This is a genomic window from Bacillus sp. FS02 (assembly GCF_024398395.1).
Taxonomy (GTDB): domain Bacteria; phylum Bacillota; class Bacilli; order Bacillales; family Bacillaceae; genus Bacillus; species Bacillus altitudinis.
The window spans coordinates 736,678-761,014 of record NZ_CP074101.1 but is presented as its reverse complement, the minus strand read 5'-3'; the positions used below and the strand labels follow the sequence as shown (position 1 = coordinate 761,014).

The window sequence follows — 24,337 nt, the reverse complement described above, 5'->3', positions numbered from 1 at the left end:
GGAGCGGATCCATGAATTGGTATGAAAAGCTCAGTGAATACTTCCCGATAGAAGAAATGAAGTCAAAAGAGCATATGGAAGCTTTATTAAAGGAAAGAAGTGATATTTATCATAAAGAAGAAGGGCCTCATCATGTGATGATGTACGCTGAATTTGATTCTTTCATCTTTATTGATTATTTATTTGTTTCCAAGGATGCAAGAGGTGAAGGCCTCGGCTCAAAGCTCATTCATAAGCTGAAGGAAAAAAGAAAACCGATCTTGCTTGAGGTCGAGCCTGTAGATGAAGATGATGCAGATACTGCAAAACGCCTAAAGTTTTATCAGAGAGAGCACTTCAAGCATGCTGAATCAATTGGTTATAAACGCAGGTCACTTGCAACAAATGAAGTGAACCGCATGGAAATTCTTTATTGGTCGCCTCGTACAGATAATGAGGAAGAAATGATGGAGGCCATGAGAAAGACGTACGAAGGAATCCATACGTATAAAGACGAAGAATGGTATGGACAATCGTATGAGGATGTTGATGATGTGCTGAAGCTCGTTGAAAATAGAAAACAAAAAAATATTTTCGATCATCTCGACTAAATGAGAATGTTCAGACTTCAAACATCTGCACAAAAAGAATGAAATTGTCTAGTTTTTGTCACAAAAATTGCAAGAAAATCTGTTCACACTTACTTTTTTATAGTATAATCACTATAAAGATTACTTATTTAGAACAATTTTAATTTAAGAATACAGATCAATATTCATTCTACAAATTGAGGAGTGAAGATTTATGGTAACATTATACACATCACCAAGCTGTACATCATGTAGAAAAGCAAGAGCGTGGTTAGAAGAGCACAATATTCCATACCAAGAGAGAAATATCTTTTCTGAGCCTCTTTCAATCGATGAAATCAAAGAGATTCTTCGTATGACGGAAGATGGTACAGATGAAATTATCTCAACACGTTCTAAAGTATTCCAAAAACTAAATGTAAATGTTGAGACAATGCCGCTTCAACAATTGTATAAACTAATCAATGAGCATCCTGGTCTTCTAAGACGTCCAATTATTTTGGATGAAAAAAGACTGCAAGTTGGGTACAACGAAGATGAAATTAGACGTTTCCTTCCTAGAACGGTTCGTACATTCCAACTTCGAGAAGCTCAGCGACTTGCTAACTAATAGACAACACGAAAAGCTGCCGATCATTTGGCAGCTTTTTTTATTTATTTTCAGCCGTTTGTTCGTAAAAGAGACTGGCTAAAATAACGGTTGCGACGGTTAAAAAAGGAAGCAACAATTCAAGTGTTGTATGCTGCGCCATAAATTCATTCAGTTTTACATCACGGACAATCATTTCTCCGCCAGTAAAAGCTAAAAGTGCACTCCCTCCGTATAAAAGAATCGGAAACTTGGTTAGTGCTGCATGAATCAGTTTACTCCCCCAAATAATAATCGGGACTGAAATCATTAAGCCAAAGGCAGTGAGCACCATGTTCCCTTTAGCTGCCCCTGCAACAGCGATCACATTATCAAGTGACATAAAAAGATCTGCAATCACGATGGTCTGAACAGCACGCCAAAGGGAGCCGCTGCTTTTAATCCGAATGGATTCTTTCTTTTGTTCAATTAACAAATTGTATCCTATATAAAGGAGAAAGAGACCGCCGATAAATTGCAAATAGGGGATGGTCAATAAATAAACGGCAGCACCAGTCATGGTGATTCTCATCAGCACTGCCAAAAGTGTGCCGATCCATATGGCTTTGTTTCGTTTTTCATTTGATAAGCTTCGACTGGCCATCGCAATGATTAATGCATTATCTCCTCCTAGTATGAGGTCTATGCCAATAATCATCAGTAAGGATACGATCCACTCTGTTTCCATCCAGTTCACCTCATTTCACTAAAATAGCTCGTACAACCAATATATGAGGACAATTCAAATATATGTTTCTGCAAGTTTTCTCTGCAAAAAATGCGTTTTTATTTCTTTTATTCATGTTTTATCATAAAATAGACAGTACACAGCAATACCTCATTTCTTTAAATGGTTAACATGTAGACGGAACGGGTAAAGTGTAGTAAAGTACTATTAATTGGGAGCTTGTATGTCCCTTCAACATCTTATATAGAAGGGAAGGTTGGCAAAATGGAAATCGAAAGAATAAATGAACATACAGTCAAATTTTATATTTCCTACGGTGATATTGAAGATCGCGGTTTTGACCGTGAAGAGATTTGGTATAATCGTGAGCGCAGTGAAGAGCTGTTCTGGGAAGTGATGGACGAAGTGCACGAAGAAGAAGAATTTGCAGTAGAGGGACCACTTTGGATTCAAGTACAGGCACTTGATAAAGGTCTTGAAATTGTCGTGACAAAAGCCCAACTTTCTAAAGATGGACAAAAGCTCGAATTGCCGATTCCAGAAGATAAAAAAGATCAAACAGATGAAGAAAGTTTAGATGCTCTGCTTGATGATTTTCATAAAGAAGAGCAAGATCAAGAAGATCATAATGAGAAGGACAAAAAACTTCAACTTCAGTTCGTATTAAAAATGGATGACTTTGAAGATTTGATTGCACTTTCTCAATTAAATATGCAGGATTTTACGACAAGTTTATATTCGTTTGAAAACCGTTATTATCTATATGTTGACTTCCACGAGGATTTGTCAGATGAGCAGGTGGAGAATAAGCTTAGTATTCTGCTTGAATATGCTCATGAATCAGTGGTCAGCATCTACAGACTGCAAGAATACGGTCAGCTGATTGTCAAAGAGAATGCGCTTGAAACGATTCAACAGCACTTCTCGTAACAACCAAAAGTCGATTTCTATAGAGGAATCGACTTTTTTATCTGAATGAAAAAGTAAACAAAGTGATCGGCAAGGAGAAAATGAAATGAGAAATGTAGTCAAAGTTCTATTTTTTCTTATCATTACGATAGGTGCTTATTTGATTATCCAAATTTTTGCCGGTGATCTAGCGGTAAGTGTATTAAGTTCCGTCAGTGTTCTATTCACTTTATCGATTATTTTCATCGGGTTTGTCATTTTCTTAGAAAACAGAAACCCCTCTCAAACGATTACGTGGCTTGTGCTGCTTGGGAGCTTTCCGCTTTTCGGGTTTTTGTTTTATATTTTCTTTGGACGCAATATTAAAAAGCGCAGACTTTTTGAAAAGAAAGCGGTACTAGACGAACAGCTTGTCCAGGAAGATGAACGTATCCACAGAGAAGCGATTGAAAAAATGACTCATATGGGTGACCATCAGCAGCTCTTATTTAAGCTGGCCCACAGACTTGGACATACCCCTATTACGTATCGCACATCCTCTAAAGTTCTGACCAATGGAGAAGAAACGTTCTCTCATATTTTTGAAGAGATCAAAAAAGCAACACATCACATTCACCTAGAATATTATATTCTCCGTCATGATGATCTGGGACAAGAATTAAAGGACATTTTAATCGAGAAAGCAAAAAGTGGTGTGATTGTCCGCTTTTTATATGATGATGTAGGCAGCCTAAAACTTTCCCGTCAATATATTGCTGACTTAGAAAAGGCTGGCGTGCAGATCGTTCCGTTTTTACCAGTGAGACTGCCCTTATTAAATAATAAAATCAATTTCCGAAATCACCGGAAAATCGTGGTGATTGATGGAGAAGTAGGATTTGTCGGCGGACTTAACATTGGGGACGAATATATGGGGAGAAGCAGACAATATGGATTTTGGCGTGATACGCACCTGATGATTAAAGGTGAGGCCGTTCGTGATTTGCAGCAGATTTTTATGCAGGATTGGTATTACATGACCAATGAAAGGTGCTCGGGTGTGGATTATTTTAAAGATTTCAGCCATATGGAGAGTAGAGCAGAAGGCGTACAAATGATTGCTGGTGGTCCTGATAAACAGTGGGAAGTCATTAAAAATCTCTTTTTCTCCATGATTATCTCAGCCAAAAAATCAATTTGGATTGCTTCACCTTATTTTGTACCTGATGATGATATTTTGTCCGCACTGAAAATTGCTGCTTTGAGCGGAGTCGATGTACGAATCATTGCACCGAAAAATCCAGATAAACGCATTGTATTTCATGCGTCCCGTTCATACTTCCCCGAACTTTTAGAAGCAGGTGCGAAGGTATACGAATATGATCAAGGCTTTATGCATAGTAAGTTTATCATTGTGGATAGTGAGCTAGCATCAATTGGTACAGCAAATATGGATATGAGAAGTTTTCATCTGAACTTTGAAGTGAATGCTTTCCTCTATAAAACAAAAAGTACAGAGAAGCTGGTCAACGACTTCTTAGGTGATTTAGAGCAGTCGCATGAAATTGTTCCAGAAGAATTTGCGAAGAGACCTTTGAGGGTGAGGCTGTTTGAATCAACAGCAAGATTATTATCACCTCTTTTATAAAAATTGTATTTTCCCCCTTTTCTAAAAGGGGGATTTTTTATTTTAATAAGGGAAAGTAGGTTAAAATCGCGTTTTGATACGATAAAAGTTCATTTTCGATATTCGCTTCCTGATGAGAGAAAAAGCTATAATACGGTCATCAAAGAGCAAGGGGTGAAATATATGAATGCAGCGATCATGGAGAATGGCAAGCTGATTCGCATCACACAACATCTGACTAAAAGGCGGCTAGAGCATGTAAGAGCTACATGCAAATTTTACTGTCCTGAATGTAGGCAGGAGGTTCTATTAAAGCTAGGTGAGCATCGTGTCCATCATTTTGCACATAAACAGCTCTCGGCATGTCCATTAGCGTCCACCGGTGAAACAGCTTATCATCAGGCAGGGAAGATTGCTCTTAAGGATTGGCTCACGCAGCTTGGATATGAGCCGTTACTAGAGAAATATGTTTCAAACATTCAGCAGCGCCCTGATGTGACCGTCGATATAGAAAATAAAAGCTATGCCATTGAATTTCAATGCGCAAATATTTCGTGGAAAGAGCTGCATAAACGAACGGAAGGTCTCCGTGCTGCGGGGCTCTATCCTATATGGATCATAGGGGCGAATCGTTTAAAACGAATGGCTGGCCAGCTCTTTTCATTCTCCTCCATTCATTGGGGAATTTTAAGGCAGTCAAAGAATAGGAGACTCATTTTTTATTGTCCGATCCAAAATAGATTTATCCACCTGGATCAACTTCTCGTGTTTCAGCCAACGAAAATATGTGCTTCAATGACCGTTAGACCGCCTTCAGCTTATCGCCAACTACCAGCACTCTTATCTGTTTCCTCGAGCAATCATCGATTGTATAAAGAGTGGCTCAAGTGTATTCGGCAATTTAGGGAGCGGCCACCCCGCATTTTAGCAAATGAAAGCAAGCGTTTAAGAACCATTTTTTATGAGCATCATCAAACAGCATGGCCATTTCTACCGACAGAACTATTTATCCCCCTGACAGAAGCATATATCTTTTCAAGCCCTGTTTATGTGTGGCAAGGATGTCTTTATGATTGGATGGTTCGAACGGGAAAAGAACAAGTGACCATTCATCTTCTTTTAAAAGAAATTGAGCGATGTGTCCAGAATAAAGAAGTGAAGCTCCGATATACCAATGTCACAATAGAAGAAATCAAAGAGGTGATCATTTCATATGTACGGGCGCTTGTGAAACTAGGGTTTTTATACATGACGAAAGAGGGTAATTATCAAGTAACGTCGAATCAAAAGCCTATACGAACAGCAGATGAAGCGATAAAACGAGATGCTTTCTTATTTCATTAGCATGTTTCATGCCCACTTTGATCATGATAAGAAAAAGGTGGTGCTGCTATTGAATAGAAAGAAACGCTTTTTTCTCATTTTTTTAGTTTGTTTGGTATTTATTTCTGCATATGATTTGACAAACATAGTTCAAAACAAAGAAGATAAATACAACACCAATTTCTTTCACTTTCCGAAAGGTTGGTTCAACACAACTCATGCAAGGGGGATTCATATGACTTCACAAAATAACAACAATCATTTACCAGACAGAAGCGAAGTAAAAGAAGAAAACAAATGGCGCCTTGAAGATATTTTTGAAAGTGTCGATTCTTGGAATAAGGAATTCGAAGCTGTAAAAAAAGAAATTCCGAAGCTCGCCCAATTTAAAGGCAAGCTGGCCCATTCTGCTGATGTCTTGTATGAAGCCCTAACATTTCAGGATCAACTTTCTGAAAAGCTTGGCAAGCTTTATACATATGCGCATATGAAATATGATGAAGATACAACAAATTCATCATTTCAGGCTTTAAATGATAAAGCATCCAATTTATTTACACAGCTGTCTAGTACATCTGCCTATATTGTTCCGGAGATTTTATCTATTCAAGAAGATAAGCTGCAGCAATTTATTTTGGAAAAAGAAGAATTAAAACTTTATTCTCACGCTCTCGAAGAAATTAACAAAGAGCGTCCGCATATTTTAAGTGAGGAGCAAGAAGCTTTATTAGCTGAAGCCTCTGAACCTTTAACAACATCATCCACTACGTTTAGTATGTTTAATAATGCAGATATTTCGTTCCCTTCTGTTAAGGATGAAAATGGAGAAGAAAAGAAAATTACTCATGGCAACTTCATTACTTTTTTAAACAGTGATGATCGTGAAGTGAGAAAGAATGCTTTTAAAGCCGTTTATAAAACGTATGATCAATATAAGAATACTTTGGCGTCTACACTCAGCGGCTCGATTAAAAAGGATAATTTTTATGCGAAAGTACGTCAATACAAATCGGCAAGAGAAGCAGCGCTATCACGCAACAGTATTCCTGAAGAAGTGTATGACAATCTAATTGATACAGTTCATCAATATTTACCCTTATTACACCGCTACATTGAATTGCGTAAAAAGGTATTAAAGCTTGATGAAGTGCACAATTATGACTTGTATACACCATTAGTAAAAGATGCTGGCATGAAGCTGACCTATGACCAAGCAAAGGATTATATGCTGAAAGGGTTAGCGCCATTAGGAGAAGAATATGTTTCGGTATTAAAAGAGGGACTCGAAAATCGCTGGGTAGACGTTTATGAGAATAAAGGGAAACGAAGCGGCGCGTATTCTTCTGGAAGCTATGGTACGAATCCTTATATCTTAATGAACTGGCAAAATAATATTGATAATTTATTTACGCTGGCTCATGAATTTGGTCACTCTGTTCATAGCTACTATACAAGAAAGCATCAGCCATATCCGTACGGAAACTACAGCATTTTTGTAGCGGAAGTAGCTTCTACAACAAACGAAGCATTACTAGGTGAATACTTACTCAATCATTTAGAGGACAAAAAGCAGCGCTTGTATGTGCTCAATCACTTGTTAGAAGGATTTAGAGGGACGGTATTCAGACAAACGATGTTTGCAGAGTTCGAGCACCTGATTCATGTGAAAGCGCAAGAAGGGGAGGCATTAACGCCAGAGTTCATGACGAACCTGTATTACGACCTGAATAAGAAGTATTTTGGCGACGGTATGGTTGTGGATAAGGAAATCGGATTAGAATGGACGCGAATTCCGCATTTCTATTACAACTATTATGTGTATCAATATGCGACAGGCTATAGTGCGGCTCAGGCATTAAGTAAACAAATTTTAGAAGAAGGGAAACCTGCAGTGGAGCGCTATACAGACTTCCTTAAAGCAGGAAGCTCTGACTATCCAATCAACGTGCTGAAAAAAGCTGGTGTAGATATGGCATCAAAAGAACCAATTGAGGCAGCATGTCAATTGTTTGAAGAAAAATTAAAGGAAATGGAAGAGCTCATCTCAAAGACTAGTGAGTAACGAGAAGACTTCTGTCAGATGTGTGAGTGCAAACTCACCTTTTGGCAGGAGTTTTTTCTTGAAATAAAAAAGACCAGATTGTTGACAAAGGGCTAAAATGAAGTTGATTTTAGCCCTTTGACTTCTTTTTAGCGTGATAGAAAACCTTTGCACGCAGGACTGACACCGAATGCGAGGGTTTGCCTATACGCTAGACCTCGTCTATATGAACGAGGTTTGTACATTCAATGATTACGCTTTAAAACCTTTGAAGGTTTTTCGGTGATTCATTCGATAGAGTGTAAAGAGTATGGAAGCGAATAGGAGTGGAGATGTCAGGTAAAGAGGCAGCATCTTCATTAAGCCTAATATATTTAAACAGAAACATAAGCCAATGGCAACAAGTCCAATGGTTGTGCTGCGCATGCAGATCCCCCATTTTTTTGTTACTTTCACTATATGAAAGTGACAGTCCTCTTATGTTTTGTGACAAAAATATGAACATATAGTATATCGGTTGTCATAAGTCGACAAAATTTGATATACTACAGATGTGAAATTAATCACATACAAACATTACCCCTTTGTTTGACCGTGAAAAATTTCTCCCATCCCCTTTGTTGTCGTTAAGACATAGTGAAACCGCGCTTATCCCGGCGCGGTTTCTTCGTACTTATAAATAGAACAAGTGTTCTTTAGGGGATAAAGAAAAAAACATGGGTCAGCACCCATGTTCATTCTCACAGCGGTAGACATCAAGATCTGAATGATTGTCTCCTTCTGTATAACGCCAAAACATTTCTTGATGTACTTGTACACGTTCTACCTTTTTAGCAAATGCGAGCTTTTTCATCTCGCGTTCAACTTCTTCAAGTGTCAGGTCATATACAACGGCAATTTCTTTTGCTGATGCAAATTGAAAGTAAGCGATAAACCATTCAATTGGCGGTCGTTCTGAAGGTGTTGGTTTTTCGCCAATCATTTCAAAGAGAATTTCCTCGTAAATATCATAAGAATATGCACCTGAAATCTTTAATCCTTCTTCACCATTGATCGTATTAAAAAAGGCGAAAGTGGGAAGCTCAGACACATCCATTTCAGCTGCGATTTTCATATCACATTGGAGCGCTTTGACAGCACTTTGAGAATGGATATCTCGCTGGAACTCTTCAATGTCCAGTCCAGCCGTTTTTGCATTTTCTAGCAAGACTTGTTCACTGGTGACGTCCTGCTGATGGCAAAAAAGCGATTCTTGAATGAGTCGTAAAAATTTCATTCCACATTTTCTGCCTTGAAGTTCAGCTGCTTTTAATGCAAGAGAGGCGAGATAAGGTGATGTCACAATTTGTTCAGACAGCATTTGTTCTTTTTTGGTCTGAGTTTTCGTGGCAAATTTCCCCCACGCTTCGGTTAGCAAATGTTTTTTTCGTTTGCGGTTCAAAGCATTAATACTAGAACTTGTAACCGTTCGTAAAGTGAAGAAACGGCCATATTTCATTTTCAACTTTTTAATTGATGGCTCTAATAACCAGCAGTCCGGGCTGAGAGGATCAATGAATACATAGATTTCAATCGGCTTTTGAGGATGTCCGTGACAATGTGAGAAATATTGCTCATGCGGATTGCAGCTCAAGATCGTCTGTCCTTTTCAGGTATTTGGTTGACCATGTGACGAGCCGTCAAAGACAGTCGCTCAAATAAAAAGTCACGAATATCGCCGGTTAGTCCTACTTGATCCATTGCATCCTCCATGCATTCAAGCCATGCGTCCGCTCGCTCCTCAGTAATCGGAAAAGGGAGATGTCTCGCCCGTAGCATTGGGTGACCATGCTCCTCAGTATAAAGCGGCGGTCCGCCTAAATATTGAGTTAAGAACTGTTTTTGTTTTCTTGCTGTTTCTTTTAAGTCATCCGGGAAAATAGGATGAAGCAAAGGATGACACTTTACATTTTCATAAAAAGTATCAACAAGTTGCGATAGAAGTTCCTCTCCAACCGCTTCGTAAGGTGCGTTAAACGATTGTACCATGTTGACTACTCCTTTAACTCGTAGCTAATAGGATGGCTCACCCTATTGCGAATTTCATGTATTTCAAAAGTGATATTCAGTTTGTTCTATTTTGTTGTTTCTATTCTTGTATACTTATTTTAACAACCTCTACTCAATTCCACAAACAAACCGCTTTGGTCCTTTGGGAATAGTGAGGGAGACAGGGTCCGTGTTCAATTGACCATATCATAACACATTCAGTCAAAAAAGGGTGAAAAGCGACATACAAAAAACCGAAGAGGTTATTCTCTTCGGTTTAGGCGAAATATTGAGCTGTGATTTTCTTTACATAATTTTGTGTTTCTTTAAATGGAGGAATGCCTCCGTACTTATCTACATTCCCTGAGCCTGCGTTATAAGCGGCTAAGGCAAGTGAGACATTTCCACTATATTTTTGCAGCATTTGTTTTAAATACTTCGTTCCGCCTTCAATGTTTTGGGCTGCATCAAAGGCATTGTTCACGCCAAGTGATTTAGCAGTAGACGGCATAAGCTGCATCAGTCCAAGTGCACCTGCATGGCTGACAGCATTCGTGCGATAACCGGATTCTTGCTTGATCACTGCGTGGATCAGCTTTTCTGGAACTCCGTGCTTTTGAGCCATTTGTGAGACGATCTGATTAATCTCTTTTGATGAAGAGCCTGAAACAGCTTTTTGAAGCGGTGGTGTGTAGCTGTTATTTAAGACGTTTCCAATACCATTTGCGGTATTCAATTGGCTGTCATTTGCATAAAGAGACTGAGATTGAAGCTGTTCACTGCCTGCTATCGCAGATAAATATGGGTTCATTCGTGCATATTGCGTGTTCGGAGACGTTGATGGGTCCGACCCCATGAAAGCAGAAATGGAAAGCGGGAGACGAGATAATTCTGATCCGCCTAAAAAATCTTGCAACAGCGACTGGAATGAAGTCTCAGCGCTTGATTCTTGTCCAGCTGTGAGTTGTGTTTGTCCATTATCAGATTGTAACGTTTTGAGTGCTTGAAGCTGCATAAAGGATTGAAGTTGATTGACGTTCATCATGTTCCTCCTTCAAGGAATTCATCTATTCTTTTGTTTTCATTTTTTCTTCATAAAAACGTACGACTTTGTTTTTCGTGTGTCTTGGTGGGATCTGAAATTGCTGAAGCAATGCTATGAAAGCAGCTTGTCCAATGTCTAAATCACTCACTTCAAATTCAAGTTCATAGTCCTCTACTGTTAAATATCGGCTGTGATCCAAAACAATTAAGCCTTCTTTGATCATTTTTTCTGCTCTTGACGTTTCCAGTGAACCAAAATAGACGATTTGATCCTTTTGAATGTGAAGGTGTACTAATCTGTCTGCCACTTCACCTTCTGGCAGTTGGAAATGTTCAAGACTTGCGGGAGGATCGATCGTTTGGTGGGTTTCCAGAAGGCCGATCTCATGCGGTTCCTTTAATGTGAGGACCCACTGCCCGCCTTTTTCTCTCATTCGTAATGCAGCGAATTTGGATTTTATATCAAATTGAGGTGTATCAAAATAATAGTTGGTTTGAGTGTGGAAGTCCTCGTCCTTTAATTGAAAATATTCTTTTAGCTGTTCAAATTCTTCTTTCATTAATAATTGTTTTAGTTCTATCTCAATTTCCTGTGCCATTTTGACATCAACCTTTCATTTAGAGGAAATATGATTATTGTACATGAAAAGCTTCTTTTTTTCTTATTTATTCCTTAAAAAGAGACGTATATAGATGCTAAATGAGGCAAAATGAACAACGAAATGGAGAAATCAAATTTTCTCAAAAAGTTCGGTTTATCAATATTGAACTTGATATGATAAAATAAAGCTGTACTTTGTTGTAAAGGAGATCATGATGCAAAACAGAATTGAAATCACAGAAGCAACTTTAAAAGAAGACAGGCTGATCTTGACGGTCCAGTCAGATGAGCAAATTCAAAAAGCAAAAGCATCAGGACAAATGCTTGTTGATTCTGATCACTTTGCGTTCGTTTACATACTTGAGACTGAGGAGTCTTTTACGTATCTTATTTTAGGAGAACATACATGGGCTCCATTAAAAGAAGCAATGAATCGTGAAATCCCTGTCTATTTGGCGGCGGAAGAGCAAACGCTAGAACTCATTCAACTTCATCAGGAATTAAACTATTTAATCGACAATATTAAAGACAATGCCAATTACGGAGATATGGAAGAGAAAGTGAAGAGCACATTCCTCTGAAATAATTAGGTATTTGGAATTGGGGGAAGTTTCATGGACAAAAAACAATGGGATCAATTCCTCGCACCATATAAGCAAGCAGTCGAAGAATTAAAAGTGAAACTAAAAGGCATCCGAAAACTGTATGAATTTGAGGATGACCATTCACCAGTAGAATTTGTCACTGGCCGAGTGAAACCCGTTGCCAGCATATTGGAAAAGGCAAAGCGTAAAAACATCCCGATGCATGAGATTGAAACGATGCAGGATATTGCAGGGCTTCGCATTATGTGCCAATTTGTAGAAGATATACAAGTCGTCAAGAAAATGCTTCAGTCACGAAAAGATTTCGTGGTTGTAGATAAACGCGACTATATTGCAGAACATAAAGAAAGCGGATACCGCTCGTACCACCTTGTTGTGTTATATCCGCTGCAAACGATCAATGGAGAGAAGCAGCTCCTCGTCGAAATCCAAATCCGTACATTAGCCATGAATTTTTGGGCGACCATCGAGCATTCTCTGAATTATAAATATAGCGGGAATATCCCGGAGAAGGTCAAGCAGCGCCTTCAAAGAGCTTCTGAGGCAGCATCTCTTCTTGATGATGAGATGTCTGAAATCAGAGGGGAAATTCAAGAAGCGCAAGTGGCATTTTCCCGGAAAAAGAAAAACGATAGCTGAGCCTAAGCTTGATCAAATATGATGCTGCTTTCTCGTCGCAGCAAGGTGGAAAAGGAGAAGAATTCATGAAATTTGCAGTTTCTTCGAAAGGGAATTCTGTATCTGACACACTAAAAAATAAAATACAGACCTACTTATTGGATTTTGGAATGGAATTAAATGAAGAGGAACCCGATCTCGTCATTACAGTTGGCGGAGACGGAACCCTTTTATACGCTTTTCACCGGTATAGCAACCGTCTGAACGAAACCGCTTTTGTCGGCGTGCATACAGGCCATCTTGGTTTTTATGCGGACTGGGTCCCGAGTGAAATTGAAAAGCTTGTGTTAGCCATTGCCAAAACGCCTTATCATATTGTGGAATATCCGATTCTTGAAGTCATCGTCAGGTACAACGATGGGGCCGAGAAGAAAAATATTTAGCAATGAATGAATGTACGATTAAAAGTATGGAAGGTACACTTGTGGCAGATGTTGAGATTAGGGGTCAGCTTTTTGAAACATTCAGAGGAGATGGTCTTTGTTTGTCTACACCATCTGGCAGTACAGCCTATAATAAGGCACTTGGCGGGGCTATTATTCACCCATCCATTAGGGCGATCCAGCTGGCAGAAATGGCTTCAATCAACAACAGAGTGTTTAGAACGGTCGGTTCGCCGCTCATTTTGCCGGACCACCATACGTGTGTGATCAAACCGATTAATGATGTGGATTTTCAGGTGACGATAGATCATTTGTCGCTGCTGCATAAAGATGTGAAATCCATTCAATGCCGAGTGGCAGACGAGAATGTCCGGTTTGCCCGATTTAGACCATTTCCGTTTTGGAAAAGGGTGCAAGATTCCTTTATCGGCAAAGGAGAATAAGAAAGAGGTTGTTCTCGCTGGAATACTTTAAGATAAACAAAACCATATCAGCCAAAGAAGAAGGCAGGCTGCTGAAGGACTATTTAATCGATCTTGGCATTTCAAAACGAATGCTGACAGATATTAAATTTGATGGCGGTGACCTTCTGATTAATGGAGAGCATGTGACCGTGAGATATGAGCTGCGCGAGGGAGACAGGCTCACCATTTTATTCCCCGAGGAAAAAGTGAGTGAAGGGCTAAAACCTGCGGCCATTCCGCTTGATATTTTATTTGAGGACGAGCACGTGCTTGTGCTGAATAAAAAGCCGTATATCCCATCGATTCCTTCTCGAGAGCACCCTGAGCATAGTATTGCAAATGGGGTGCTTCACCATTATGCTGAGCAGTCCGTTCGGCTGACTGTCCACTTGGTGAACCGTCTTGATCGTGATACTTCTGGTGTCATGTTAGTCGCTAAACATCGCTTTGCACACAGCCTTTTATCAAAGGCGCAGAAAAAAGGGGAAGTCAAGCGAACGTATAGAGCCATGACACATGGCATGATCACGCAAAAAGAAGGAACAATTAGAGCAAAAATTGCTCGAAAAGGGGACAGCATTATTGAACGAATGGTGGATGAATCTGGTCAGGAAGCCGTAACACATTATACGGTGCGGACAGTACATACTCATTTAGATATGTCTGATGTGTCCCTTACCCTTGAAACGGGAAGAACTCATCAAATTCGTGTTCACATGCAATTCCTTGGTCATCCGCTTGTTGGAGATACGCTATATGGTGGAACAAGCGAGAGAATAGGCAGGCAGGCACTTCATAGTGAAATCCTTGTTTTTCCGCATCCGATAACAGGGGAGTCCATGACCTTTTCGGCTCCTTTGCCGGATGATATGACACTATTGCTTCAGTAAACAAGTAAACCCGGTCACCTGTCATGGTGGACCGGGTTTTTTATTGCGTGAAATGCTGAAACCTTGAATCATCATATGGCATAGATGAAGGAACAGATACTGTCTCAAGTTCTGGGTATCTAAGAGCAGAGAGCTGGTGGCCAAAGACGCAGCCTGTATCAATATTAACCGTTCTACCGATAAATCTTGGTTCTTTTACGGGTGTATGCCCGTACACAATCCATGGTTTTCCGTGATATTCCTTTGCCCAGTCCTTCCTGACAGGTCGACCGTCTGGCCATGTTTCTCCGGTGACTGCTCCAAATAATAGATAAGACCTCATCTGTTTGTTCGGTTTTTTGCCAATATCCTTTTCCTTCATCGCTGCGTGTGCAATGATCAGTTCATTCGGAATGAGTACATCATAAAGCGGCGCCTTTTCAAATAAATGTTTAAATTCACGTGATAAAATGGTTTGTTCATCATGTGGCAGGTTTTTGATTTCGTTCACCGTTGTTTCAATGCCGTGCAGTAATTTAACGGGATTTCCTTTCAAATAGCGATACAGCTTAAAACAATGGTTGCCAGGCACATAGCGGATGGCGCCCTTAGAATAGGCGTGTATGACAAATTGCATGACGGCAACTGATCGAGGGCCGCGGTCTGTTAAATCACCTACAAGGGCCAGTGTTCTCTTATCAGGGTGGACAGGTAGTCCATGTTTGAGTTCGTATCCTAGTTTGTGTATGAGGGTAAGCAGCTCTTCGTAGCAGCCGTGGATATCGCCGATGATATCGAATTTCATAAAGGTTCCTCCTGATTTTTTCATCCATTTATCGGATATAAAGAAGTTTGAATTTTAGAAAATATAACGAATGGCTTTCATTTCATTTGGGCAATTGTTAGAATCAATGCTTTAACGTAAAACTTAAAAATTAAACATGAATGTTAGGAGGCTTTAGCCAATGGAGCATACATCTGTTTCATCACTCGTTGTCGTTATTATTGTAGCCTTTTTCACCCCCATTTTATTGCACCGATTTAAGCTGACCATCCCGGTCGTTGTCGCTGAAATCATCATGGGGCTCATCATTGGAAAAAGCGGTCTTCAACTAGTTGTTGAACACGACGCATGGCTAGATACGTTATCCATGCTAGGTTTTATTTTTCTTATGTTTTTAAGTGGACTTGAAATAGATTTTTCTTCTTTTGAATCAAAGAAGAAAGCGCGAGAACTGCCAAATGGTTTAAAAGAACCGAATACATTTAAAACAGCGACCATTATTTTTGTTGGCGTATTTTGTATGTCCTTTATCCTGTCTTATGCGTTTGTCCTTGCAGGATTTATTCAAAATGCCTTTTTAATGACGCTTATTATTTCCACCATCTCATTGGGTGTGGTAGTTCCTACCTTAAAAGAGGAAAAGTTGATGCAAACGAATATTGGTCAAATCATTTTGCTTGTAGCCGTCATTGCTGATTTGGTGACAATGATTTTACTTGCTGTGTTTTCCTCCATTTATGGCGATGGAACAGGGAACATGTGGTTGCTCTTATTATTATTTGCGGCAGGTATTCTTCTTTATTTATTTGGCCGGGTATTTAAGACAAAGTCCATTTTTCAGTCCATGTCAAAAGGAACGGTGCAAATTGGGACAAGAGCCATCTTTACTCTCATTATAGTCTTAGTTGCCTTATCTGAATCACTCGGTGCTGAAAATATTCTGGGGGCTTTTTTAGCAGGTGTGCTTGTGTCTCTTCTTTCGCCTAATAAAGAACTCGTACAGCAGCTGGACTCATTTGGCTATGGATTTTTAATTCCGATCTTTTTTGTGATGGTCGGTGTGGACCTGAATATATGGTCACTCTTTAAAGATCCAACCATCATGATCATGATTCCGCTACTGTTTATTGCATTATTGCTTAGTAAACTCGTTCCGATTCTTTATTTAAAAAAATGGTATGACATGAAAAAGGTCATTGGTTCTGGTTTTTTATTAACCTCGACGTTATCCCTAGTTATTGCGGCTGCAACGATTGGTGAGCGGCTTGGTGTCATTGATCATAAAATGTCAGGAGCCCTCATTCTAGTCGCTGTGCTCACGAGTATTTTAACGCCTGTTTGGTTTAAGGCGTTATTTAAACAAGAACGTGAAACCAATCATAAAAAGCGTGTGACGTTTATTGGAGCGAATCAGCTGACGTTACCTGTGACGCTTGATTTACATCAGGATGAATATGACATCCGTATTTTACACGTCTTTCAGGAAAATAAAGAAGCCTTGCTTGCTGACTCCATCTTTGAAGTTGAAGCGATTGAACAATATGACGATGATACGCTCAGGCAGGCTGGCATCGGGCAAGAGGATGTGCTCGTTGTGGCTACAGGCAGTGAAACGAAAAATAAGGAAATTGCTTTATTTGCAAAAGAAGAAGGAGCTAAACAAGTCATTGCAAGTGTCAACAAAGCAGAAGCCGAGCTGACATTAAAGGAAGCAGGGATCGATACCTTTTCTAACTTCCTATCATCTAAAACGGTGCTGAGGGCATTGATTGAAGCACCTGATGCGATTCGCTTGTTAACAAATGAGGATTCTTCTTTGTATCAAATTCAAATGAACAATCATCGGTATCATAATGTCATGCTGAGGGAATTTCCTTTTACCGGCGATTTGGTGTTTGTCCGTATTTTTAGAGGAATTGACAGCTTAGTACCGCATGGGGATACGACGCTTAGAAGCGGTGACCGCGTGCTTGTGTCTGGCTCCCGGGAGTATGTGGCAGGACTTAGAGCCCAATTAGAGTTGCAATGAACCCTTGACCGATGAACAAATCCTGATTAAGATAGAGGTACAACAATATATGTTTGATCCACTAGGGGAGTCCTTTAAAAGGGCTGAGATAAAAGTGTAACTTTTAGACCCTCATTACCTGAACAGGTTCATACCTGCGTAGGGAAGTGGTGCGGTGTTTGACTATGCTTTTTACAAATTCCAAACCACTTTCCACGCGGAAAGTGGTTTTTTTATATGGAAAAACAGGAGGAGAGGAACATGACATTTTCGAACGAATGTAAAGAAGCAGCAGCTAGATGGTGGAATGGGAGCTTTACACACCCTTTTGTGAAAGGGATTGGTGATGGCACACTTTCACTCGATCGTTTCACTTATTATGTGATGCAGGATTCGTACTATTTAACTCATTTTGCAAAAGTACAGTCGTATGGAGCCGCCATTAGTGAGGACTTACATACGACAGGCAGAATGGCATATCATGCGCAGGGTACGTATGAAGCAGAGCTATCACTGCATAGAAAGTTCACAGAACTGCTCCAGATCTCTGATGAAGCGCTGGCAAACTTTAAACCTTCTCCAACTGCTTATGCATATACCTCGCATATGTACCGATCTGTGAAAAGCGGTCGTTTTGAAGAAATTTTAGCCGCATTATTGCCGTGCTACTGGCTTTATTATGAGGTAGGAGAAAAACTGAAACAAACAACTCCTGACCATCCGATTTATCAAGAATGGATTTTGACATATGGCGGGGATTGGTTTAAAGAGCTTGTTTTTGAACAGGTGAACCGTTTTGATGAACTTGCAGAAAAAGCGCCAGAACATGTGCGGGCTAATATGAAAGAAAATTTCGTGATTTCGAGCTATTACGAATACCATTTCTGGGAGATGGCGTATGAAAAAGAAATGTGGCAGACAGCATGCTTAGATGGGGTTGGTGCAAATGGAACTCCATGCAGTGACAAATGATACGCTTCCTGTCAGGGAGCTCATCAAGCAAATAAAAGACATTGCGTCTGAAGTAGACTTTATTCATATTCGTGAACGATCGAAGGCAGCAGGTGAGCTGGTTCACCTCGTGAAACAACTTCTAGCAGAAGGTGTTCCGAAAGAAAAGCTGATTATCAATGACCGAGTTGACGTTGCGCTGCTGACCAATATTCACCGGGTTCATCTTCCTGGACACAGCTTTTCGCCAAAGGAATTAAGACAAAAATTTCCTCACCTCCATGCGGGGGTATCGGTTCATTCGATAGAAGAAGCCAAAGCAGCAGAGAAGAACGGGGCAGAGTATGTCATGTTTGGACATGTGTATGATACCGCATGCAAACCCGGACTTCAGGCGAGAGGCATAAAGATTGTGGAAGACATGACTTCTGCGCTGTCCATTCCAGTCGTTGTCATTGGTGGAATCACACCAGAACGACTGCCAGAATTGATGCATGTTGAGTTAAAAGGAATAGCCGTCATGTCGGGGATTTTTGCTCATCCTCAGCCGCGCAAAATGGCGCAAACATTTTCTAAAAAGCGAAAGGAGAATCCTTATGAACAAGCATTATGATGTTGCAATCATTGGTGGTGGAATCATAGGGATGTCGATCGCTTATCACCTTGCAAAAGCAGGAAAGCAGATTGTCTTATTTGAGGCAAATGAGATCGGGAAGCAAACGACAAGTGCGGCTGCTGGCATGCTGGGTGCACATGCTGAAGGAGAAGGTGATGAGGATATTTTCTTTCAAGTAGGCAGACAAAGTCAGGCTTTATATGAAAAATTAACAGTCGACCTTCAGCATGAATCGGGCATTGATATTCGGACATCAGTGGGCGGGATTATGAAGGTGGCTTTTACAGAACAAGAAAAGCGTGCGCTTTGCCGGATGCAGCATTTGCCCACATTTGAATGGCTTGAAGCAAGCAGCGTAAAAGAACGTATGCCTCAAATTGCAGATGACATCGTAGGAGCAGGATTGATAGAAGATGATGTACATGTCGAGCCATATGCGGTATGCAGGGCTTTTTGGCAGGCGGCTGTTCGGCACGGAGCGGATGTGAAGGAGTTTACCCCCGTTATCGATGTGAAGAGGGGAAAAGAAACTTTGACAGTCAGTACAGCTAAAGGCATCTTCACATGTGATCATCTGACTGTAGCAAGTGGTGTATGGTCAGGCCGTTTTTTAGAAGAACTGGGTTTATCACATTCTCTCTATCCCGTAAAAGGAGAATGCGTGTCTGTTTGGAATAACGGTCCAGCGCTTGCACACACCATCTATCATGATCATTGTTATATCGTTCAAAGGGATAGCGGTAAGCTAGTGATTGGTGCAACGATGAAGCCGAATGACTGGCAGGCCATTCCGACACTTGGCGGTATTGAAGCAGTTATTCACAAAGCATCTCAGCTCATGCCTTCTATTCGAGAGATGTCGATTGATCAATGCTGGGCAGGTCTTCGGCCAGCGACAAGCGACCGGCACCCCTATATCGGAAAACATCCAGAAGACGAGCGTATTCTTTTTGCAACGGGACATTACCGAAATGGCATCTTACTTGCGCCAATTACGGGGGAAATCATTCGCGGCTTAATAGCGGGCGAGTCTGTTCACAAGGAATGGCTTCATGCGTTTCGTATTGGGCGAAAGGAGGCATTGTTCGTATGAAAATTCAATTGAATGGAAGAATGGTTGATTTCGATAAGGAAAATGGCACGATTTTTGATCTGCTATCAGCCTATCAACTTGAAAACCGAGTGGTGATCGTTGAAAAAAATCAAGAAATTATAGATAAAGAAGCCTTTCAACAGGTAAAAATTCAACCAAATGACACGATTGAAATCGTTCACTTTGTAGGAGGAGGATGACACCATGCTGCGCATTGGCGGAAAAACATTTACATCAAGACTATTACTAGGGACAGGAAAGTATCCATCATTTGAAGTTCAAAAAGAGGCGGTCAACGTATCAGAAGCTGAAATTTTGACCTTTGCTGTGCGAAGAATGAACATATTTGAACCATCACAGCCCAATTTTTTAGAGCAGCTTGATTTATCAGCCTATACATTGCTGCCAAATACTGCAGGGGCAAGTACAGCGGAAGAAGCGGTGCGGATTGCCCGTTTAGCGAAAGCTTCTGGACTGTGTGACATGATCAAAGTAGAAGTCATTGGCTGCTCAAGGTCTCTTCTGCCAGATCCAGTCGAAACGTTAAAAGCATCTGAAATGCTATTAGAAGAAGGTTTTATCGTGCTGCCATATACGTCAGATGATGTGGTGCTGGCAAGGAAATTAGAAGAACTTGGTGTCCATGCCATTATGCCAGGTGCTTCTCCAATCGGTTCAGGTCAAGGGCTTTTAAACCCTCTGAATCTATCGTTTATTATCGAACAGGCAAAGGTGCCAGTTATTATTGATGCGGGTGTAGGTTCGCCGAAGGATGCTGCTTATGCGATGGAATTGGGCGCTGATGCTGTATTACTGAATACGGCCGTGTCTGGCGCAAAGGACCCTGTGAAAATGGCTAAAGCGATGAAGCTGGCGATTGAATCTGGAAGACTCGGTTTCGAGGCAGGCCGTATTCCACTCAAAAACTATGGAACAGCCAGCAGTCCGCAGGAAGGAATGCCAGCATTTTGAGCACACGTTATTCACGTCAAGAGCTGTTTAGGCCGATTGGAACAGAAGGACAAAAACGGCTACACGCCTCAAAGGCCGTCATTATTGGGGCTGGGGCACTTGGAACAGCGAGTGCTGAAATGCTCGTCCGTGCCGGCGTAGGATCTGTCACCATTTTGGATAGAGATTATATTGAATGGAGCAACCTGCAGCGTCAGCAGCTATACACAGAGCAAGATGTTCTTGATCGGCTGCCAAAGGCTGTGGCTGCTGAGAAAAGACTCAAGCAGGTGAACAGTGACGTTCATGTGAGAGGCATCGTCATTGACGTGACCGCTCAAAATATTGATGAGTACGTCAGCGGGGCATCCATCATCGTGGATGCAGCGGATAATTTTGAGGTGAGAATGATTGCGAACGATGCAGCCGTCAAACATCAAATTCCGTTCCTTTACGGGGCCTGTGTAGCAAGCTATGGTATTCAATTCACAGTGATTCCTGGTGAAACACCATGTTTACATTGCCTGCTTGAGCATTTACCTGCACAAGGCATGACATGTGATACAGCAGGAATTATTAGTCCAGTTGTGCAACAGGTTGCGGCCTATCAAGTGGCGGATGCACTGAAGCTTTTAACAGGACACCACATCACGCCGGTATTAAGATCGTTTGATTTATGGACAAACGAGCGATCTGATATTCGATCCGTTACGTCTTTAAAAAAGAAACAATGTCCAAGCTGCGGTCTTAAGACATATCCATTTCTCTCATATGATCAAAGAGCAAAAGCAGATGTATTATGTGGACGAAATACCGTACAAATTCGCAGTGCACTAGGGGCACCCCCGGCGCTGCATGAAGTAGCACGTCAGCTAAAGAAAGCAGGAATGGATGTGCTGGAAAATCCTTATTTGCTTTCGTGTCAGAAGGATGAGTACAAGCTCGTTTTATTCAAAGATGGCAGAGCGCTTGTACATGGGACAAATGATATTGCGAAAGCGAGAACGATTTATCATCAATGGATTGGCTAATGAGAGGGTGAGATGACATGACGATTAAAAAAGCATTAACCATCGCAGGTACTGATTCTGGTGGTGGAGCAGGTATTCAAGCAGATTTGAAAACCTTTCAGGAGCTTGGTGTGTACGGAATGTCCGCCATTACGGCCATTACAGCTCAAAACACACTTGGTGTTCACGGTATTTATCCACTGTCTATCGAGGCGCTCGAAAGTCAAATTGATGCAGTAGCAGAAGACTTGTTGCCAGATGCCGCTAAAACAGGGATGCTGTGGAGTGCCGACATGATCAGTGTCGTTGCTGAAAAGACGAAGCAATATGACTTGAAACTAATTGTCGATCCAGTCATGATTGCTAAAGGAGGCGCTTCTTTATTAAATGAAGATGCGGTCTCTGCTATGAAAACACAGTTACTACCTGTCAGTTATGCAGTCACACCGAATCTCCCTGAGGCAGAAGTGCTGACAGGCATGCGCATTCAGACAAAAGACGATCGCCATAGAGCAGCAGAACGACTTTATGAGCTTGGCACGTCCTATGTTGTGATCAAAGGAGGTCATAGTCCTTCAGACGGCCTCATTACAGACCTTTTGTATGATGGAAAAAGCTTTTTTGAACTCACGAATGAACATATTGATACACCACATACACACGGAACAGGCTGTACATTTGCAGCGGCATTAACGGCAGAAATAGCAAAAGGTCATTCCATGAAGGAAGCCTTTGAAACGGCAGAAACCTTTGTCCATGAGGCGATCAAATTTCCTCTGAATATTGGCGCTGGGCACGGACCGACTAACCACTTTGCTTATCAGCAAAACAGAGTCAAAGCATAAAAAGAAGACTGTCTTCACTTGTGAGGACGGTCTTTTTACTGAAATAAAAACTTTCTTTCAACGGAAATTGTCAATATCTCATGATTTGTGATAAGATTATGATCAGGTACTAATACTATGTCTTGAAAAAATAGGAGGCTTTAATACATATGAACTTTTCTTTAGAAGGCCGTAATATTGTGGTGATGGGTGTTGCCAATAAACGAAGCATCGCTTGGGGAATTGCTCGTTCACTTCACGAAGCAGGAGCTCGTTTGATTTTTACTTATGTTGGAGATCGTCTGGCAGAATCAGTGAAAGAGCTAGCAAGCACGCTAGAGCGTGATGATTCCATTATTCTTCCTTGTGATGTGACAAGTGATGAAGAAATCGAAAAATGTTTTGCAACGATTAAAGAAAAAGTACAAGTCATCCATGGTGTTGCACATGCGATTGCATTTGCGAACAAAGAAGAGCTTGTCGGTGAATATTTGAACACGAACCGTGAAGGTTTCCTTTTAGCGCACAACATTAGTGCCTATTCACTAACAGCTGTAGCAAAAGCAGCACGTCCGCTCATGACAGAAGGCGGAAGCATTGTCACACTTACTTACCTAGGCGGAGAGCGCGTTGTCTCTAACTACAATGTCATGGGTGTAGCAAAAGCAGCCCTTGAAGCAAGTGTGAAATACTTAGCAGCTGATCTTGGAGCGGAAGGCATCCGTGTGAACAGCATTTCTGCTGGTCCAATTCGTACGTTATCTGCAAAAGGAATCAGCGGCTTTAATACGATCCTGAAGGATATTGAAGAGCGTGCACCGCTTCGCCGTACAACGACTCCTGAAGAAGTTGGCGATACAGCACTATTCTTATTCAGTGATTTATCCCGCGGCATGACAGGTGAGAATCTTCATGTTGATTCTGGCTTCCATATCATTGCCCGCTAAACGAATAATTGATTTGCAGCATACCAATCACTGGTATGCTGTTTTTTATTTTTCTTCTGATTTGGGGTGTCCTCTCATATATATAAGGAATGAATCATTCGGGAGGGATTAGTATGTCAAATAAAGGTGATGAGAATCAAAAGCCGCTTATGTATATTGTTCAGCCGAGCTATGATGAATCAGCGCCGGCCATGCAAAATATTGTGAGAAAGCGCAAGAAGTCAGAAAAACCTTCAGAAACCAAAAAAAGCGCCAAAGAGGATGCAATCGAAGAGAGCGTGCAAGAACCTGTATCACAGGAAGTAAAGCAGAAAAAAGAAGAGCCGCCTGCGCTACAGCAAGAGCAGGAGATCAATCAAGAAAAAGATGATTCACAAAATCGAGAGCCAGTACAAGAACAAGAAAAACAACCAGAAGGCGTATTTCATGAAACAAAAGAAGAACCAAGAAGAAAACGAGTGAAGAAGCCGTTAAGCCAAATGAATATCGAGGAGAAAGTCGATTTTCTTACAAGTCTGCCGCATAATATGCCGAGAGCGCTTTGCCTCATTGAAGCCGATGGAAAAACATACAGAGGAATCATCATGGAGAGACAAGACAATATGGTGGTCATCCGCACGGCAGGCGGCGGTAATCCAGTGGAATTAGCAATTGGTGATATTTCTTCTATTCATCCACTTGGTTTTTAATGAACATAAAAAAAGTCCCATAACGGGA

At 41.0% G+C, this 24,337-nt stretch carries 26 protein-coding genes, 1 pseudogene and 1 riboswitch; of the genes and pseudogenes, 20 read left to right on the top strand and 7 right to left on the bottom strand.

The genetic code is table 11. The annotated features are described in order from the left end of the window. Nucleotides 1-11: 11 nt before the first annotated feature. Together KFQ09_RS03950 and spxA are read left to right on the top strand one after the other, a co-directional pair. Complete coding sequence (locus KFQ09_RS03950) at nucleotides 12-590, top strand: GNAT family N-acetyltransferase (protein ID WP_007499012.1); 579 nt, start codon at nucleotides 12-14, stop codon at nucleotides 588-590. A gap of 193 nt (nucleotides 591-783) precedes the next feature. Continuing rightward, nucleotides 784-1,179, top strand: a complete 396-nt coding sequence (gene spxA / locus KFQ09_RS03945; RefSeq protein WP_003211421.1) for a transcriptional regulator SpxA — start codon at nucleotides 784-786, stop codon at nucleotides 1,177-1,179. A gap of 40 nt (nucleotides 1,180-1,219) precedes the next feature. Here spxA and KFQ09_RS03940 read toward each other — a convergent pair whose 3' ends face one another. After that, nucleotides 1,220-1,885: a TerC family protein gene (locus KFQ09_RS03940; protein ID WP_007499010.1), complete on the bottom strand. Its 666-nt coding sequence runs from the start codon at nucleotides 1,883-1,885 to the stop codon at nucleotides 1,220-1,222. Between the two features lie 264 nt (nucleotides 1,886-2,149). Here KFQ09_RS03940 and mecA point away from each other — a divergent pair, with 264 nt between their 5' ends. From mecA to pepF, 4 genes are all read left to right on the top strand, one after another. After that, nucleotides 2,150-2,815 carry an adaptor protein MecA gene (gene mecA / locus KFQ09_RS03935; protein WP_008348474.1) on the top strand — a complete coding sequence of 222 codons (666 nt, stop codon included), beginning with the start codon at nucleotides 2,150-2,152 and terminating at the stop codon, nucleotides 2,813-2,815. A gap of 85 nt (nucleotides 2,816-2,900) precedes the next feature. Further along, nucleotides 2,901-4,421, top strand: a complete 1,521-nt coding sequence (gene cls / locus KFQ09_RS03930; RefSeq protein WP_008348473.1) for a cardiolipin synthase — start codon at nucleotides 2,901-2,903, stop codon at nucleotides 4,419-4,421. Between the two features lie 162 nt (nucleotides 4,422-4,583). After that, the gene (locus tag KFQ09_RS03925) at nucleotides 4,584-5,744 is read left to right on the top strand and encodes a competence protein CoiA (RefSeq protein ID WP_035392426.1); all 1,161 of its coding nucleotides are present in this window, start codon (nucleotides 4,584-4,586) and stop codon (nucleotides 5,742-5,744) included. A 214-nt stretch (nucleotides 5,745-5,958) separates the two neighbouring features. After that, entirely contained in the window at nucleotides 5,959-7,785 is a 1,827-nt protein-coding gene (gene pepF / locus KFQ09_RS03920; protein WP_304941612.1) for an oligoendopeptidase F, read from the top strand. Nucleotides 7,786-8,016: 231 nt separating this feature from the next. On the opposite strand, the gene KFQ09_RS03915 is transcribed toward pepF, so the two are convergent. The 5 genes from KFQ09_RS03915 to KFQ09_RS03895 form a co-directional block, all read right to left on the bottom strand. Continuing rightward, on the bottom strand, nucleotides 8,017-8,190 hold the full coding sequence (locus KFQ09_RS03915; RefSeq protein WP_008348466.1) for a hypothetical protein: 174 nt from the start codon (nucleotides 8,188-8,190) through the stop codon (nucleotides 8,017-8,019). Between the two features lie 295 nt (nucleotides 8,191-8,485). After that, on the bottom strand, nucleotides 8,486-9,397 hold the full coding sequence (locus tag KFQ09_RS03910) for a ClpXP adapter SpxH family protein (RefSeq protein ID WP_007499002.1): 912 nt from the start codon (nucleotides 9,395-9,397) through the stop codon (nucleotides 8,486-8,488). After that, the gene (locus tag KFQ09_RS03905; protein WP_255836035.1) at nucleotides 9,394-9,792 is read right to left on the bottom strand and encodes a globin domain-containing protein; all 399 of its coding nucleotides are present in this window, start codon (nucleotides 9,790-9,792) and stop codon (nucleotides 9,394-9,396) included. The genes KFQ09_RS03910 and KFQ09_RS03905 overlap by 4 nt, the downstream gene beginning before the upstream one ends. A gap of 277 nt (nucleotides 9,793-10,069) precedes the next feature. Next, nucleotides 10,070-10,834 (bottom strand): lytic transglycosylase domain-containing protein, encoded by a 765-nt coding sequence (locus tag KFQ09_RS03900; RefSeq protein WP_017367017.1) that lies wholly within the window; start codon nucleotides 10,832-10,834, stop codon nucleotides 10,070-10,072. 25 nt (nucleotides 10,835-10,859) lie between these two features. Next, nucleotides 10,860-11,435, bottom strand: a complete 576-nt coding sequence (locus tag KFQ09_RS03895) for a CYTH domain-containing protein (protein WP_017367018.1) — start codon at nucleotides 11,433-11,435, stop codon at nucleotides 10,860-10,862. Nucleotides 11,436-11,652: 217 nt separating this feature from the next. On the opposite strand from KFQ09_RS03895, the gene KFQ09_RS03890 reads away from it, so the two are divergent. From KFQ09_RS03890 to KFQ09_RS03875, 4 genes and pseudogenes are all read left to right on the top strand, one after another. Beyond that, nucleotides 11,653-12,018: a UPF0738 family protein gene (locus KFQ09_RS03890; protein ID WP_008348459.1), complete on the top strand. Its 366-nt coding sequence runs from the start codon at nucleotides 11,653-11,655 to the stop codon at nucleotides 12,016-12,018. A 33-nt stretch (nucleotides 12,019-12,051) separates the two neighbouring features. Further along, nucleotides 12,052-12,681 carry a GTP diphosphokinase gene (locus tag KFQ09_RS03885; protein WP_008348457.1) on the top strand — a complete coding sequence of 210 codons (630 nt, stop codon included), beginning with the start codon at nucleotides 12,052-12,054 and terminating at the stop codon, nucleotides 12,679-12,681. A 65-nt stretch (nucleotides 12,682-12,746) separates the two neighbouring features. Further along, nucleotides 12,747-13,546, top strand: a pseudogene (locus KFQ09_RS03880) (NAD kinase). A gap of 17 nt (nucleotides 13,547-13,563) precedes the next feature. After that, nucleotides 13,564-14,457, top strand: a complete 894-nt coding sequence (locus KFQ09_RS03875; protein WP_026050074.1) for an RluA family pseudouridine synthase — start codon at nucleotides 13,564-13,566, stop codon at nucleotides 14,455-14,457. A 40-nt stretch (nucleotides 14,458-14,497) separates the two neighbouring features. Here the strand turns inward: KFQ09_RS03875 and prpE are convergent, their stop codons facing one another. Next, on the bottom strand, nucleotides 14,498-15,241 hold the full coding sequence (gene prpE, locus KFQ09_RS03870; protein ID WP_017367020.1) for a bis(5'-nucleosyl)-tetraphosphatase PrpE: 744 nt from the start codon (nucleotides 15,239-15,241) through the stop codon (nucleotides 14,498-14,500). 160 nt (nucleotides 15,242-15,401) lie between these two features. On the opposite strand from prpE, the gene KFQ09_RS03865 reads away from it, so the two are divergent. The 10 genes from KFQ09_RS03865 (at nucleotide 15,402) to KFQ09_RS03820 (ending at nucleotide 24,309) form a co-directional block, all read left to right on the top strand. After that, nucleotides 15,402-17,249 carry a monovalent cation:proton antiporter family protein gene (locus tag KFQ09_RS03865; RefSeq protein ID WP_017367021.1) on the top strand — a complete coding sequence of 616 codons (1,848 nt, stop codon included), beginning with the start codon at nucleotides 15,402-15,404 and terminating at the stop codon, nucleotides 17,247-17,249. Nucleotides 17,250-17,302: 53 nt separating this feature from the next. Next, nucleotides 17,303-17,411, top strand: a riboswitch (TPP riboswitch). A gap of 78 nt (nucleotides 17,412-17,489) precedes the next feature. Continuing rightward, nucleotides 17,490-18,200, top strand: coding sequence for a thiaminase II (gene tenA / locus KFQ09_RS03860; protein ID WP_017367022.1), 711 nt, complete (start codon nucleotides 17,490-17,492; stop codon nucleotides 18,198-18,200). Continuing rightward, nucleotides 18,175-18,792 (top strand): thiazole tautomerase TenI, encoded by a 618-nt coding sequence (gene tenI, locus KFQ09_RS03855; RefSeq protein WP_017367023.1) that lies wholly within the window; start codon nucleotides 18,175-18,177, stop codon nucleotides 18,790-18,792. Before tenA ends, tenI begins: the two co-directional genes overlap by 26 nt. Next, nucleotides 18,776-19,888: a glycine oxidase ThiO gene (thiO, locus tag KFQ09_RS03850; protein WP_017367024.1), complete on the top strand. Its 1,113-nt coding sequence runs from the start codon at nucleotides 18,776-18,778 to the stop codon at nucleotides 19,886-19,888. Before tenI ends, thiO begins: the two co-directional genes overlap by 17 nt. Beyond that, a complete protein-coding gene (gene thiS, locus KFQ09_RS03845; RefSeq protein ID WP_017367025.1) occupies nucleotides 19,885-20,088 on the top strand; it encodes a sulfur carrier protein ThiS in 204 nt (67 codons plus the stop codon). The genes thiO and thiS overlap by 4 nt, the downstream gene beginning before the upstream one ends. Nucleotides 20,089-20,092: 4 nt before the next feature. After that, entirely contained in the window at nucleotides 20,093-20,860 is a 768-nt protein-coding gene (locus KFQ09_RS03840; protein WP_007498979.1) for a thiazole synthase, read from the top strand. After that, the gene (locus KFQ09_RS03835) at nucleotides 20,857-21,870 is read left to right on the top strand and encodes a thiazole biosynthesis adenylyltransferase ThiF (protein ID WP_017359662.1); all 1,014 of its coding nucleotides are present in this window, start codon (nucleotides 20,857-20,859) and stop codon (nucleotides 21,868-21,870) included. Before KFQ09_RS03840 ends, KFQ09_RS03835 begins: the two co-directional genes overlap by 4 nt. Before the next feature lie 17 nt (nucleotides 21,871-21,887). Beyond that, entirely contained in the window at nucleotides 21,888-22,694 is an 807-nt protein-coding gene (gene thiD, locus KFQ09_RS03830) for a bifunctional hydroxymethylpyrimidine kinase/phosphomethylpyrimidine kinase (protein WP_079919101.1), read from the top strand. A gap of 149 nt (nucleotides 22,695-22,843) precedes the next feature. Then, nucleotides 22,844-23,620, top strand: coding sequence for an enoyl-ACP reductase FabI (gene fabI / locus KFQ09_RS03825; protein WP_003211867.1), 777 nt, complete (start codon nucleotides 22,844-22,846; stop codon nucleotides 23,618-23,620). A gap of 113 nt (nucleotides 23,621-23,733) precedes the next feature. Next, nucleotides 23,734-24,309, top strand: a complete 576-nt coding sequence (locus KFQ09_RS03820) for a CotO family spore coat protein (protein WP_255836034.1) — start codon at nucleotides 23,734-23,736, stop codon at nucleotides 24,307-24,309. Nucleotides 24,310-24,337: the final 28 nt, after the last annotated feature.